The 14,825-nt window shown below is 45.3% G+C and carries 15 protein-coding genes; 6 read left to right on the forward strand and 9 right to left on the reverse strand.

The window, feature by feature from the left end:
• Positions 1-216: 216 nt before the first annotated feature.
• Genes CLC91_RS14380 through CLC91_RS14395 form a run of 4 tightly spaced genes read right to left on the reverse strand, consistent with a single transcriptional unit; the run spans position 217 to position 3,823 of the window.
• The gene (locus tag CLC91_RS14380) at positions 217-780 is read right to left on the reverse strand and encodes a TlpA family protein disulfide reductase (protein WP_233132638.1); all 564 of its coding nucleotides are present in this window, start codon (positions 778-780) and stop codon (positions 217-219) included.
• A 2-nt stretch (positions 781-782) separates the two neighbouring features.
• Entirely contained in the window at positions 783-1,262 is a 480-nt protein-coding gene (gene nrfF / locus CLC91_RS14385) for a heme lyase NrfEFG subunit NrfF (protein ID WP_095499662.1), read from the reverse strand.
• Positions 1,262-1,831, reverse strand: coding sequence for a DsbE family thiol:disulfide interchange protein (locus CLC91_RS14390; protein WP_095499663.1), 570 nt, complete (start codon positions 1,829-1,831; stop codon positions 1,262-1,264). Before CLC91_RS14390 ends, nrfF begins: the two co-directional genes overlap by 1 nt.
• Positions 1,832-1,834: 3 nt before the next feature.
• The gene (locus CLC91_RS14395; RefSeq protein WP_095499664.1) at positions 1,835-3,823 is read right to left on the reverse strand and encodes a heme lyase CcmF/NrfE family subunit; all 1,989 of its coding nucleotides are present in this window, start codon (positions 3,821-3,823) and stop codon (positions 1,835-1,837) included.
• A 448-nt stretch (positions 3,824-4,271) separates the two neighbouring features.
• Between CLC91_RS14395 and ccmI the strand changes: the two genes are divergently transcribed.
• Positions 4,272-5,612, forward strand: a complete 1,341-nt coding sequence (gene ccmI / locus CLC91_RS14400) for a c-type cytochrome biogenesis protein CcmI (RefSeq protein ID WP_095499665.1) — start codon at positions 4,272-4,274, stop codon at positions 5,610-5,612.
• A gap of 67 nt (positions 5,613-5,679) precedes the next feature.
• On the opposite strand, the gene CLC91_RS14405 is transcribed toward ccmI, so the two are convergent.
• Complete coding sequence (locus CLC91_RS14405) at positions 5,680-5,979, reverse strand: c-type cytochrome (protein ID WP_095499666.1); 300 nt, start codon at positions 5,977-5,979, stop codon at positions 5,680-5,682.
• A gap of 327 nt (positions 5,980-6,306) precedes the next feature.
• Between CLC91_RS14405 and ccmA the strand changes: the two genes are divergently transcribed.
• The 5 genes from ccmA to ccmE are packed head-to-tail and all read left to right on the forward strand — an operon-like array spanning position 6,307 to position 9,090.
• Positions 6,307-6,954 (forward strand): cytochrome c biogenesis heme-transporting ATPase CcmA, encoded by a 648-nt coding sequence (ccmA, locus tag CLC91_RS14410; protein ID WP_095499667.1) that lies wholly within the window; start codon positions 6,307-6,309, stop codon positions 6,952-6,954.
• A gap of 12 nt (positions 6,955-6,966) precedes the next feature.
• The gene (ccmB, locus tag CLC91_RS14415; protein WP_095499668.1) at positions 6,967-7,653 is read left to right on the forward strand and encodes a heme exporter protein CcmB; all 687 of its coding nucleotides are present in this window, start codon (positions 6,967-6,969) and stop codon (positions 7,651-7,653) included.
• A gap of 1 nt (position 7,654) precedes the next feature.
• On the forward strand, positions 7,655-8,401 hold the full coding sequence (locus tag CLC91_RS14420; protein WP_095499669.1) for a heme ABC transporter permease: 747 nt from the start codon (positions 7,655-7,657) through the stop codon (positions 8,399-8,401).
• Positions 8,402-8,599: a heme exporter protein CcmD gene (ccmD, locus tag CLC91_RS14425; RefSeq protein ID WP_095499670.1), complete on the forward strand. Its 198-nt coding sequence runs from the start codon at positions 8,402-8,404 to the stop codon at positions 8,597-8,599. It abuts the gene before it with no gap.
• The gene (gene ccmE, locus CLC91_RS14430) at positions 8,599-9,090 is read left to right on the forward strand and encodes a cytochrome c maturation protein CcmE (RefSeq protein ID WP_095499671.1); all 492 of its coding nucleotides are present in this window, start codon (positions 8,599-8,601) and stop codon (positions 9,088-9,090) included. The genes ccmD and ccmE overlap by 1 nt, the downstream gene beginning before the upstream one ends.
• Positions 9,091-9,158: 68 nt before the next feature.
• Here ccmE and CLC91_RS14435 read toward each other — a convergent pair whose 3' ends face one another.
• The 4 genes from CLC91_RS14435 to rplQ all read right to left on the reverse strand — a co-directional run bounded on the left by CLC91_RS14435 (position 9,159) and on the right by rplQ (position 14,808).
• Entirely contained in the window at positions 9,159-9,854 is a 696-nt protein-coding gene (locus CLC91_RS14435) for a SapC family protein (RefSeq protein ID WP_095499672.1), read from the reverse strand.
• A gap of 29 nt (positions 9,855-9,883) precedes the next feature.
• On the reverse strand, positions 9,884-11,410 hold the full coding sequence (locus CLC91_RS14440) for a tryptophan halogenase family protein (RefSeq protein WP_095499673.1): 1,527 nt from the start codon (positions 11,408-11,410) through the stop codon (positions 9,884-9,886).
• An 89-nt stretch (positions 11,411-11,499) separates the two neighbouring features.
• On the reverse strand, positions 11,500-14,094 hold the full coding sequence (locus CLC91_RS14445) for a TonB-dependent receptor (RefSeq protein WP_095499674.1): 2,595 nt from the start codon (positions 14,092-14,094) through the stop codon (positions 11,500-11,502).
• Between the two features lie 318 nt (positions 14,095-14,412).
• On the reverse strand, positions 14,413-14,808 hold the full coding sequence (gene rplQ, locus CLC91_RS14450; RefSeq protein WP_095499675.1) for a 50S ribosomal protein L17: 396 nt from the start codon (positions 14,806-14,808) through the stop codon (positions 14,413-14,415).
• Positions 14,809-14,825 lie beyond the last annotated feature (17 nt).

Here is a 14,825-nt window from a genome sequence, read left to right on the forward strand (position 1 = left end):
CGCGTTTCCCTTCGACCGTCAAGTGCTTTTTGAAAACTTTTTTCAAGGCGCTTATTGGGTCGACTGACTCGGGCTTATTCAGTGGCTGTTTGGCCCTGTGCCGTGTCAGTGGATGCGCATTATAGGGCGCTGATTATTTAGCGCAAGGGGTTTTTATATAAAAAAAGATCGCTTGGCGATCTTTTGTTCTAATTGGCGGATTAGTTAGCGTTTCGGCTATTTTTGATTCAAATAGCTTTGAATCAGCTGCAGTGCTTTAGGATCATCCCATTCAATATAGGTACGAGCAAACGCCACCAGTTCGCCTTTTCTGTTTAGGATAAAGCTTGCTGGAATCACATCTAAAGGAAAGACACTACCAGAACTTTGCTTTGGATCGTAATACGAGTGAAATTCACCAATTTGATAGTCTTTTAAAAATTGGTCGACTTTTGCCTTACCTTCCAAATCTATAGAAACAGGCAAGAAGACGAAATCGTCATCGTTTACAGATTGTTCGAGCTTTTTAAGTGCTGGAATTTCTCTAATACAAGGTGGACACCAGGTCGCCCAGTAGTTAATCATCACTACCTTACCTTTAAAGCTATCTACTGATAGCTCTTTACCGTCGGCATCGGTAAACACAACGTTCTCGATTGCGAAAGGTTCATCCAATTGCGTGATGCGATCCACACTGGATTGAGGTTTTTCCGTTTTCGGTTGCATGCCCGGATAAGCATTAACGCCGGCCGAAGCCAGCGTTAATGTTAAAAAGGCAACCAATATCGATAATGGTTTCACTTTTATTTGTCTCGCTTTAATAAAGCATCTAATTCGGCGCGTTGCTCAGCTGATATTTCAACTTTTTCTGTCGTATTGATGCGGCTTTTACGTACAAAACGATATAACAATGCACCACCGAACAAGAGCAAACCAAGAGGTCCCAACCAGAGAATTAACGTTTTTGGTTCCCAGCGCGGCTTATATAAAACAAAGTCACCGTACCGGCTGGTCATAAACTCAACAATCTCTGCATCACTCTTACCAGCATCAACCATTTGATAGACTTCCAGGCGCAAGTCGTGCGCTACTGGAGAGTTAGAGTCAATCAGGTTTTGGTTTTGACACTGTGGACAGCGCAATTCTTCAGCCAGTTTTATTGCTCGTTTCTGATTTTGCGGCGTTTTAAACTCGTAAGTATCAACTGGCGTAGCTAACGCCACGCTCATACTCAAACCAAGCACCAACAAGGCCGATACAATAGAAATTGCAAACTTTTTCATTACGCGTTTTCCTTAACAAGCTTCTTCGCTTTTAGATCTTGAATAACTGGCAGTAGTACACTATTGAAAATACGCTCATCGATAGGCCCTGCATAGCGATAGCGAACGATACCGTCTTCATCGATAATGAAGGTTTCTGGTGCACCGTATACGCCAAGGTCAAGACCTAGACGACCATCCTTATCATAAATGTTAAGCGAGTATGGGTCGCCAGTGCGATTCATTTCTGCAATCGCTAACTGGCGTTCGTCTCTATAGTTAATGCCAATGATTGGCACGATATTTTGACGTGCCAATCGCATTAAATAAGGATGCTCGTACTTACATGAAGGACACCAAGTCGCCCACACGTTTAATAACGCTATCTCGCCCTTAATGCTGTCATTGTCCAATACAACACCAGGACGCAGTACATCTTCAAGGTTAAACGCTGGAACGGGTTTACCGATCAACGCTGAGTCCAACTCATTAGGGTTATAATTGCCATTGCCAATTTCGATTAGCGCATAAGCAAAAATACCCAATAAAGCCGCAGCAATTCCTAACGGTAAGAACTTCATGCCTTTCATAGTTTACTTCTCCGCAGCCACAGGCTTAGCGTTGCTGATGCCTGTTGAGTCTGTATCACTAACTGTCTTCTTAGGACGATAACGTTTATCGGAACCCGCTAAGAAGCCACCGATCATCATAACCAAAGAACCAATCCACAACCAACGAACAAACGGCTTGTAGTTAAGGCGAACCGCGTAATCACCGGCGCCAATTGGGTCACCCATGGTTACGTATAAGTCACGGAAGAAGCCCCAATCAATACCTGCCTCGGTCATATCCATGGTACGAACATTGTACTGACGACGATCAGGACGTAAGAATGCGATTTCTTTACCATCGTATTCAACACGGATTTGGCCTTGATCAGCCGTATAGTTCGGACCACGAACGCGCTTAGTTTCTAGATAGTGGAAGGTGTAACCCGCCACTTCGGCACTTTTACCAGGACCTAAGCGAACACTGATTTCTTCAGAGTAGTTAGACACCATAGTGCCACCAACTACTGCCATAGCAATACCTAAGTGAGCTACCGCCATACCTAACTGGCTTCGGCCTAAACGACGGTTACTAAAACCACCGTCTTTTTCTTTAGTTAGGTTATACACTTCACGCAATGAAGTAAGTGCTACCCATGTCGCCAACGCGATACCAAAGAATACCCAGCCGTTAAACTCACCGCCGGCCAAGAAAGGAGTCGCAGCACCTACAATCAATGCAACAATCGCTAGCGGCATTAACTGGCGCTTCAACTCACCCTCTTTAGAGCGTTTCCAACGAATAATTGGACCGATACCCATAAAGACCATTAACACAAAGGTAATTGGGACAAACACCGCGTTAAAGTATGGAGGTCCTACTGAAATCTTACCCATGCCGAGAGCATCAATAAGCAATGGATACAGCGTACCGAGTAACACGGTACCACAGGCTACGGTAAGCAATACGTTACAGGTGAGCAGCATGGTTTCTTTAGACCACAACTCAAACTTCGCTGGGCTGCTCATTTCAGAGGCGCGCATTGCAAACAGGATGAGCGAGCCACCAATAGCGATACCAAGAAGCAGTAGAATAAACATACCACGGCTAGGATCAGCTGCGAATGAGTGAACCGATGTTAGAACACCAGAACGTACAATGAAGGTACCGAGTAAGCTTAAAGAGAATGCAAAGATAGACAGAAGTACTGTCCAGTTACGGAACGTGCCACGTTTCTCTGTCACAATAACCGAGTGCAGAAGTGCAGTACCGATCAACCAAGGCATAAAGGACGCATTTTCTACTGGATCCCAGAACCACCAGCCGCCCCAGCCAAGCTCGTAATAAGCCCACCAAGAACCGAGTGAAATACCGCCGGTAAGGAAGACCCATGCAGCCAGTGTCCACGGACGGCTCCAACGAGCCCAAGCAGAATCCAAACGTCCGCTCATCAACGCGGCGATGGCAAATGCAAAACTCACTGAGAAGCCAACGTATCCCAAGTACAACATTGGAGGATGGAAAATTAGACCCACGTCCTGCAGCATTGGGTTAAGATCGCGCCCTTCCAAAGGAATTGGATTTAAGCGTTCGAACGGGCTGGAGGTTAGCAACATAAACAAGCAGAAGCCAACCGTGATCATCGCCAAAATGGCTAGAACTCGAGCAGTAAAGACTTCTTCAAGTCCTTTACTGAACATCGCAATTGCGGCCGTCCAAACTGATAAAGAGAACACCCAGAATAATAGGGAGCCTTCATGACCACCCCAAACCGCTGCTATTTTAAAGAAAATAGGCAACTGAGAATTCGAATGATGGGCAACATATGCTACCGAGAAATCATCAACTGCAAACGAATAGCCTAACGCTATTACCGCAAGGGTGATGAAAGCGAACATGCCGTAGCTTAACGGCCATGCGTAGCGAACTAGATATTGATCTTTACGCGCCACACCAACTAATGGGACCACACTTAACAGCATGGCAAACGCCAAACCAATAATAAGTGAAAAATGCCCTAACTCTGGGATCATGAGATTACCTCAATAGTTAATAATTACTCTTGCAAGCGTACTTCTTGGTACCATGACCCGATTCTCCGGATCATAATCTCCGCTAACAAATACATTAGCAAATCGTGTTTTTTCATTTTAGTGTTTGCATGCGGTCATGTCTCCCCTAATGGTTCAATTATGGGTTACTGGTCGCATTATCCAAACTTTAATTCCACGTTAAAAATAGGGAATTAGTCGCAAGGTTTGGCTAGAAAAAGAGCAAACTACCGTTGTGACAAGCGAGTTTCAAGAAAGTTTCGTTAGTTTTTTATTATCACGACTGAACTGTGAGGCAGGACGCAATACTCATGATTAATTTTGCCGCAAAAAGCATATTACTTGTTGATAATTCCTGTTTACGTGTACCCTAATGTCAGCACAATAGGTTTCGACCTATACACATTCATTAATCAACGAAAAGATAGCCATGCATACATTTTGGATATTTATCGCGCTTGTATTAGTAGTTGGACTAGCGCTCATTTGGGTTCCGCACCTACGCCAACAAAAGCTGAATGAGAAAGAAGAAGCCGGCGTACGACATCAAACTAACCTTGAACTGTTTAACGAACGCTTAGCTGCTTTCGAAAAAGAGTTACAAGAGGGTGAACTAGACCAACAAGAGTTCGATGCGTTAAAGCAAGAACTTGAAATGGCGCTACTGCAAGACGTTCAGGATAAAGAAGACGAATCCTTGAGCAATGAAAGTAAGCACAAGTCACCTTTGTGGCCGGGTATTATGACCGTAGCGTTATTTGCGATTGTCGGCTACATGTACCATCAACTTGGTGCTTATGAGCAAGCAACTAACTCTCCGACCGTCCAAAGAGAGCAAGATCCACACGCTGGCATGGATCCAAACCAATTGATGCAGCAACGTGTGCAAATGTTTGAAGCGCAGGTTCAAGCTCAACCTGACAACAGCCAGGCATGGTTTAACTTAGGTCATGCTTACATGTCAGCCAGCAAGTATCCGCAATCAATTGCCGCTTTTGATAAGGTAATGGAGTTAGTGGGCACTCACTCTGAATTGTTAGGACCCAAAGCGACTGCTATGTACTACATGGCCAATCAAAACATCACTCCAGAGATTCAAGCCATTATTGATCAATCGCTTGAATTGGATGCAAACGACCCTTCCACGCTGCTTTTAGTTGCTATGGATGCGTTCTTTAAAGCCGAATATCAGCAAGCGATTGATGCTTGGACAGCCATATTAAACGGCGAACGTACCGACATCGACAGAGCGGCAATATTGGATGCGATCCAAACGGCGCAAACCCGTTTGGGGCAAGGTGACAGCACTATGCCAAACGACGCAGTACACCAAAATGCAGCCACCGGTGAAATGCCTGACGATGCAACTCACGCCAAGGCTCGCGAAGAGTCTAGCGCAACGTCATTACCAGCTGCAGCAGTAGGTGATCAAAAAGTTGAAGTTGAAGTGACTGTGGCAGATGCGCTTAGAGATCAACTGCGACCAACTGATATGGTCTTCATTTATGCCCGTCATCAAGGTGGTGGTATGCCTCTAGCGGCGGTTCGCTTAGGAATTTCAGCATTACCAACGACCGTTATACTCGATGATACTAAGGCGATGAGCCCGCAAATGACAATCAGCAGTGCTGAAGTAGTGGAAGTTATCGCGACCGTGTCTCACAACGGCGATATTCGTGCAGACAGTGGCGACCTTCAAGGATTACTTGAAACCGTAACCGTTGGTGATACGACTACTCACAAGTTAGTTATTGACCAAGTCATTCCATAACAGTCGAATGACCACAAAAAAGGCGACCTACTGGTCGCCTTTTCTTATGGTGCGATTGTAATCTTAATTACTTAGATTTAGCCATGTACTCAATCGCAGCTTTGTAATCGTCATCGCTACAATCGGTGCACATGCCACCTGGAGGCATCGCATTCATGCCTTGCTTGATAGAAAGCACAAGGTTGTCCATACCTTTTTGTAGACGAGGTTCCCAAGCCGCAGCATCACCTTTCTTAGGAGCGCCTGCAACGCCCATATCGTGACAAACTTGGCATGCTTTGGCGTAGATAGCTTCAGCGTCTTGAGCCAATACGTTTCCTGAAAGACCCATCGCAACGGCGGCAGCCATATAAACCAATTTTTTCATGATGTAATTCCCGTTTGTTCCAAAATTCTTTATTTTTCAGCAAATTAATTGCTTTATGATGCATAACAGATACTGAATGCTTGGACAGGTTACACCATTTACCACAAAAACTCATCTTTTTGTGACGAAGTTCTCATGTGCTTGCGCGGTTGTTAACAAGAGCTCAGATTAGTTACATTAGCGATTAATCAAAAAGTTTCACAAAGATCTTGAGAATCTGCACTAGGTCAAATTGCTGATAATTTAACTTGGTCAAAATGCGGCATAACCGTTCAATTATGTTAGCATTTAGCGCACTTGTTTAAGGTCGATTTTTCAGAGGGAAAAGTGACTAACACAACCGCCAATCCACTATTGTCTACACGAAAGCTTACCTGCATTCGTGAAGAACGCATTTTATTTGATGAGCTAAGCTTTGATATTTGTGCCGGCGATATTGTTCAGATCGAAGGCCCAAATGGCTCCGGCAAAACCAGCTTACTAAGAATTATGGCGGGACTGTCACGCCCATATGCTGGAGACATCTTATATAAAGAACAGCCGATCACTGAAGAACGTGATGCGTATAATGCTGACTTGCTTTATTTCGGCCACCTTCCCGGAGTGAAGAGCGAGTTGACCGCTGAAGAAAACCTCGATTTTAATCTAAAGATTTCAGGATACGACGGTTTCGATACCCGTGAGATTCTCTCAAAAGTCAATTTAACCGGTTTTGAAGAGGCACCGGCTGGCCATTTATCAGCAGGGCAACATCGCCGTACCGCGCTGGCACGTTTATGGAACTCTGACTGCAAGATTTGGATTCTCGATGAACCCTTTACTGCAATCGACAAGAAAGGCGTAGCCGAGCTCGAACAAATGCTTTTGAAACATGCTGCGGCCGGTGGTTGCGTCGTGATCACGACACACCAAGACTTGTCTTTGGAAGAAAATCGTCAATACAAGAAAATTTGTCTTGAGTATCAATACATATAAGAGCGCTGATTCATGAACAAAAAAATTAGTTACAGCAAAGCCTTTTACACGGTATTGAAACGCGATATCCAAATTGCAATCCGCCATCAAGGCGATATTTGGAACCCGATTTTATTTTTCATCATCGTGGTCACCCTATTTCCTTTAGCCATTGGCCCAGACGCAAACATTTTATCGCGCATTGCTCCAGGGATTATTTGGGTAGCAGCTCTACTTGCATCGTTACTATCACTAGAGCGCTTGTTTAAAGCTGATTTTGCCGATGGCAGCTTGGAGCAAATGATGCTCAGCCCTCAGCCTCTTGCATTAATGGCACTAGCAAAAGTGCTGGCACACTGGATCCTAACCGGCGTTCCTGTCATCTTAGTAGCACCACTACTTGCTGTATTATTGCATTTAGACGAACATAGCTACGGGGCCCTTATGGCAACTCTCGCTATTGGAACTCCAGTGTTAAGCCTTATTGGCGCCATTGGTGTAGCGCTTACGGTTGGATTACGCAAAGGCGGCGTACTGCTTAGTTTATTAATATTACCGCTGTATATACCGGTATTGATTTTTGCTACCAGCGCCATTGACGCTGCAAGCATGAATATGTCTTATGGCGGCCAACTCGCAATTATAGGTGCGATGTTAGCCGGTTCTTTAACCTTGGCTCCAATTGCAATTGGCGCCTCATTGCGTGTGAGTACAAACTAAAATGTGGAAATGGTTACACCCTTACGCTAATCCAGAAAACGCTTATCGCCTAGCGGGTAAGATTCTTCCCTGGGTAGCAGCCGCTGCAATCGCTGCGATTGTTACTGGTACCGGTTGGGGACTATTATTCGCCCCAGCGGATTATCAGCAAGGTGACAGCTTTCGAATTATTTATATTCACGTGCCTGCCGCATCAATGTCGATGATGGTTTATATGTCCATGGCGATTACCGCATTCATCGGCTTGGTATGGCAATACAAGCAATGCGACTGGGCTGCTGCCGCTATGGCTCCGATTGGTGCCGTATTTACCTTTATTGCGCTTATTACCGGTGCTACTTGGGGTAAACCAATGTGGGGCGCTTGGTGGGTTTGGGATGCTCGCCTAACGGCCGAGCTGGTTCTGCTATTCTTATATCTGGGTGTCATTGCCTTGTATGCGTCCTTTGAAGACAAAGTGTTGGCCGCTCGCGCAGCAGGAATCTTGGCGGTAGTTGGTGTAATTAATATTCCAATCATCAAGTATTCTGTTGAATGGTGGAGTTCGCTACATCAGCCGGCAACCATCAAGATTACCGAAGAGTCGGCTATGTCATCTGACATGCTATACCCACTGTTAATAAATATATTTGGCTTCGGTCTTATGTTTGGCGCGTTAACTTTAGTTCGCTTCCGCGCAGAAATTTTAGCCCGTAACGCAATGCGTCCATGGGTTCGTGAACTTGCTACGCAAGAAGGAGTCAAATAAATGCAGTTCGACAGTTTTGCTGACTTTATCAACATGGGCGGGTACGCATTTTACGTGTGGTTAGCCTATGGAATATCTGCTTCAGCGCTTGCCATTTTAATTGTGCAAAGCCTGACAAAAAAATCAAAAGTATTAAAAGAAATCGGCGACAAAATTAAGCGTGAAGAGCGCTTACGCCAAAACCGGAGTAATAAGTAATGAACCCAAGACGTAAAAAACGCCTTGTCTTTGCAGTCGCATTGTTAGCAGGTGTCACCGCCATCGCATCCTTGTTGTTGTATGCATTGAACTCGAACCTAAACTTGTTCTACACACCAACAGAAATTGTAAACGGTAAACCGGACACCGGTGAGCGCCCAGAGGTTGGTCAACGCATCCGCGTCGGCGGCATGGTCACCATAGGTACCTTGCAGCGCGACCCAGACAGCTTGCACGTTGAGTTCGCTATTCACGATGCCGCCGGCGGTGAGATCATGGTAACTTACGACGACCTACTTCCGGATCTATTCCGAGAAGGGCAAGGCATTGTTGCTCAGGGTGTACTTGGGGAAGGTAACGTGTTGGTGGCTTCTGAAGTGTTAGCAAAACACGATGAAAACTACATGCCACCTGAAGTTGCAGAAGCCATGGGCAAAAGCCACGAACAGCTAGAGTACTCTGAAACTCAAGTGAGTGGCTCGAGTTACTAACGTGCATCTACACGCTAAAAGGCTGCCTAGGGGCAGCCTTTTTTACGTCTGTGCATAGCATTTGCTTTTTAGCTTTGATTTAACTCAAGCCTTGCGAGTCGATGGAATTGGTTTAACGACGTAAGGTGGGTGTATATTGGCGCTAACAGACCGCGGTTTTTTAGGTCTAAAAATTGCTCATCCGACAAACCATTGAGCTTCTCTTGATCGATCACATAAATGCCGTTTATGGTGCGCTTTTCTTGGCCGACGTTAATGGTTAGGCTTTGGTTGGAAAACAAATCTAAGTTTGCATAATGAGACACGATAGCCTGAGTCGTAGCATTGTCTTCAAAGTTTGCCACCAATTCGTTTTTTCGAGTGGATAAATAATCAGATTCGGAGTCGCCATTAAACAAAGGATTGCCCATTGTTTCGCTGACTTCAGGAGCATCTTCCCGAATGCCGATCCAAAGTTTATTTTGCTCATCTGGATTATGAATGACCGCAAGGGGGTAATCTCTAACTACCGCTGGAATATACAAACCTTGCCAATTACCCTGCTGCACACTTAAATTTTGCTGGGGTTTTAGCCCAAGCATTGCAACCGCCTGAAAGGCTCCAGTCTCAGAGTTTTTTATAAACACGATTGGGTATTCCGTTGCCGCTTTATCAAACTCCATGGCGGTTATCGCCACAATTTGCTGGGTAGCAACATGAGAGTAATCGGTGTCCGAAATTTTAATATTATTGTGTTTAATGGGATCCAATAGTGAAATCGACATGGCGTCTCCTTGCTCGTTTGGCGTTTTAGTTATTGTTTTTGCAATCCATATTGATGAATTTTGTTGATCAATTCTCGATGGCTCGGCATAGCCTTAACCAATTGTTGCCGATAAGTTTCTAGCTGCTCTTGTATGTTGACGAGGTGTCGCCTCTGTTCAATTGATAGCGATCCCGGTTTCGATTTGAATTTCATTCCATACATAACATACAGATAATTCTCCGCATTAAACACTTCGTAACGGGAAAAAAAGTCTTGAGTCGATGGGGGATACTGTTGCCACAAAGCTAACCTACTCGCTAACTCGTCTGGAATGGAGTGAGCTGCACGGTTATCTTTCCAAAAGGCTGAATCTTCTCTATCGGAAAGCAAGTAATGGAGCTTGGCAAATTCAACCACCCGTTCCCAGGCATAGCTCATGGTGTCATTAAACCGCTTTTGCAACATAGGTAGAGCGTTAGTGGCGGTAGGGAGCCTTTGAGCCAGATATTCTCCAGCCATATCCGTCAGCAAGATCGATGTGGCTTCAATTGGTTCCAAGAACCCCTGAGCCAGTCCCATAGCGACGCAGTTGTTCTTCCAGAATTGTTGACGAAATCCAACTTTCATATCAATGGTTCGGTGCGGCAAATCCGCTAGCTTACCTTGCAGGTAACGATCTAACTTCTGTGCAGCTTGCTCGTTATCTAGATGATTATCCGAATAAACAAACCCGACGCCTCGACGTTCGGTAAGGGCAATATCCCAAATCCAACCAGCTTGGTGTGCCGTCGCTTTTGTATAAGGGGGGATTTCGCTGTCTAGTGACGTGGGTACTTGCGTTACTATCGCCTTATTGACAAGCAAAGTATCAGACACATCCACCAAGGGAACATTCAAGGTTTTGCTTATGAGCACTGACTCGAAGCCACTGCAGTCGACATAGAAGTCGAACGCTTGCTCTCCAATACCTTGGTCAAGATGCAATGAGCGAATATAACCGTTTGCAAACAAGCTCGCGTCCACTACATTTGCGCGAACATGTTCTATTTTAAACTTCGATTTAACGTTATCGGCTAACAGCTGTGCAAACTTAGCGGCATTTAAATGGTAGGCATAGCTCGAGGCCCCTTGATATTCAGCCATCGTAATATTCTTTGGGCCTTTTAACTCATCACACAAAGACGCTTGAGCGGACACTAAGTGGGCGAAATCCAGTTCAGGCTCGGCTAAATAGTGCTGAATCAAAGGCTCCCAAGTGGCGTTAGGTGCATCAAACAAGTGATGATACTGATTTAGGCGACCGTGGCGATTGGCATCCAGCCAGTTAACAAACTGGATCGATTGCTTGAACGTCGCGTCGCAACGTCTAATAAGGTCGGTTTCAGAAATGCCAAAGCTCTGTAACGACTTTCTGATAGAGGGAACGGTACCCTCACCTACACCAACGCTCGGAATATCAGGCGATTCAATTAGGGTAAGTGATACTTTATCTGACCAAACAGAGTGCGCTATATGATTGAGAACCAACCACCCTGCTGTGCCACCACCGATGATAGCGATAGAAAACGTACTCAAACCGACTCCTTAGTTTGTCCTACAAAAAATAGAATAGCCCAGCAGAAGCTGGGCTATTAAAGTACGTTTCCACGATGGTTATTGCTTACTTAGAAGCGTAATGTTAAACCAACCGTGTAACGAGCTTCACCCTCGAAGTACCATGCTGGGTAACCGTCTTTCAATTCTGGTTTAACCTCCGCAGCACCTGGTGCTACGCCCAGTTGCACACTGTCTTCTTCTAGTAAATTAACCACTTCAAACGTCATTGCTAAATAGTCAGTGAAGTTATAGCTAGCACTCAAGTCTACCGTACCATAAGACTGATGCTCTCGGTTACCATAGAATCCAGGCAACTCGCGTATCATATACTCAGAACGCCAGTTATATGCAGCACGAGCCGAGAAACGCTCAAGTTCATAGTAACCGACTAAGTTAACCGTATGTTTTGACGAATCGGAGAATACTTCGACTAAGTCAGGGTAGTTTTCTGCAGGAGCGCTGGAATCGGCATAGGTGTAGTTCGCAGAATATCCAAGACCGTTATCAAAGTAATCTTGAATTTGAGCTTCAATACCGTTGATCTTGCCGCCAGAACCGTTCTTCTTAGTTGAAACCGTCCATTCATCTTTACCAGAATCTGGGTCCACAATACCAATTGATTGCCCGAGTATCTGATCGTTGGTGATAAATGACGTAATGTCTTTATAGAAATAACCAATGCTGGCTAAACCATCTTCACTGAAGTACCACTCAACGCCTAAATCTGCCTGAGTCGCTTTAAACGGGTTCAGCGCAATGTTACCGGTATTGACCACTTCGTTACCCGCTGTACCGTCGGCATAACCAACAAGTGAACTAGAGGCAAACATGTCAGCGTAGTTCGGGCGTGAAATAACCTGTGCTGCAGAACCGCGTAAGATAAGATCATCTGCTAGGTCGTAAGCGATGTTAAAGCTTGGCAAAACCTCGCTGTAGTCCGCTTCAGCTGTGCTTAGAGTGTTTGCATAAGAGCCATCCGCCTGCAGCATAAAGTAATCTGAAGAGGCATCGGTTTTGACATAGCGAACGCCAAAGTTACCGCGAACTCTATCCGCTTCAAAATCGGCCATAACGTAAAGCGCTAGGTTCTTTTCATTAATGGTACCGTACCCTGATTTGTATACGGTGCCATCGGTAGAAAAGCCATCTACCGCAGCGAATGCGCCATCAAGCATGGCATCAAGATTAGGTTTCGGGAGAGTGAAACCTGCACCTGATGACACTTGCCCTGAGTAGTAAGCGCTTGCGTCTTGAGCAGGGATCCCAACGACATTAGCCGGCAAGGTCTCTTGCTTAACGTCATGGTCTGCATAGCGGACACCGGTCTTCATAGCACTTACAAAGCCCCAATTAACCGGTACCGTAATGTCGAATTGAGCGTAGGTTTCTTCATCGGAATTAGGTTGTTTCTTCAAAGCCCAACCTGCTGGCTCTAACTGACCAGTGAAGTCGTCAGCAGAGAAGTTTTTGTTGGCAATGTTTATATCGATAATTTTACCGGTCGCGTCATAGGTTCCAGCATAATCTGATGGCTTACCTAGCCAAAAGCCATAATTAGCGGTGATGTCGGTACCACCTTCCGATTTAGTGTTGCCTACTCGACCTTCCAATGTGAAAGCATCGTGCTCGTACTTGAAATCCAAATCGATGGTATTGGAGTCCATGCTCGCTTGACGGGCCCACGTTTGAGCCCATCCTGGGTTAGCGCCCATTCCGTCCCGTCGATAGAACACACAAGTACCCGAAGCATTCTTTTGCTCACAAGCCGCGTCTTTATCGTCTGGGAACATAACAAATAGAGAGGTATTCGCGTTATTCGCCTTCATATCCAAAGCCATAACGTTTAAGCCGAATGTTAAACTGTCGGTTGGCATAAACTGCACAGCCGCATTGATTGCTGAGCGTTCGCGCTCTTGTTCAAAGGTTGTTGGAACGATGTCGCCCCAACCAACCAAAGACTCGATACCATTACGTTGGTAATTAATTTGCGAGCCGGCTGCGGAGATCAAGAAACCAAAGTTTTCGTCTTCGTTTTTCCAACTATACAACCCTGAAAGTTCTGGATCGATTTCTTTAGAAATTGTGCCGTAGTCGCCTTTAGCACTTAGGAATACGCTATTTGCTTCTAGGTCCAGCGGTTTGCGAGTATTCACAATCACTGTTCCGCCAATTCCACCTTCCGCTAGGTCTGCTTGAGATGACTTGTAGACTTGGATACCGCCCACCATTTCAGGTGGCAATAAACTGTAGTTAAAACTGCGATCAATTGATTGTTGATCATACCATCCGGTAGAGGCTACTGAATGGCCATTTAGCAGCGTTCGAGTAAGTTGTGAAGAAGCACCACGAATAGAAACTTGTTGCCCTTGACCAAACTGGCGATTCACTGCAACACCGGGAATTCGTCCTAGAGATTCGCCAACATCTGAGTCGGGAAACTTACCTACATCTTCAGCGGTAACGGCGTCAACCACTGCATTAGAGAATCGTTTATCATTTAACGAGGCTTTCATCGAGGCACGCATACCGCGAACTTCGATTTTCTCAATTTCTTTTTCTTCTACTGCTGTTTCTTCAGCTACCGCGCCAAAAGAGACTGCGGTGCCCATTAGCAGTGCAATATTTGTCGCGAGCAGAGTACGTCTAAATGTAGATGGCTGCATGTTCGTTTCCCTTACTAAACCATAACTTTTTTAATTGTTTTCTATCCATGCCCATTCTCCAACGGAGAATGACAACGCTGTCATGTGTTAACCAATAGTACACAAGGAGTTACTTTTTAGCCACATTTTTTTTACAACGCTGGCAGACTTATCATAGAGCCATGAGGTAAACGCTAGATATACAAAGGGTTACAGTAGGAATGAACTTAAGGGGTCGAACAACCAGTGGCACACTAATTAGCAGCTTCTAACAGGCTTAGGTAGAATTTCAGATACAAAAAAACCGAGCCGTAGCTCGGTTTTTTTGATTCAGTCAGCTTACTCAGCAGCAGCTTCCGCTTCTACTTCTTCAGCAACTGGGCGATCTACTAACTCGATGTATGCCATTGGAGCATTGTCACCGGTGCGGTAGCCGCACTTAAGAATACGGGTATAACCGCCAGGACGTTCCTGGTAGCGAGGACCCAATTCGTTAAACAATTTACCTACGACTTCTTGGTCGCGGGTGCGAGCAAACGCTAAACGGCGGTTTGCAACGCTATCACTTTTAGCAAGTGTAATTAAAGGTTCAACTACGCGACGCAATTCTTTCGCTTTAGCTACAGTGGTTTTGATCACTTCGTGACGAACCAAAGAACCTGCCATGTTACGGAACATAGCTTGACGATGACTGCTGTTGCGGTTTAGTTGACGACCACTCTTACGATGGCGCATGACCTAATCCTTCTAAC

This window comes from Paraferrimonas haliotis, assembly GCF_002282895.1.
Taxonomy (GTDB): domain Bacteria; phylum Pseudomonadota; class Gammaproteobacteria; order Enterobacterales; family Shewanellaceae; genus Paraferrimonas; species Paraferrimonas haliotis.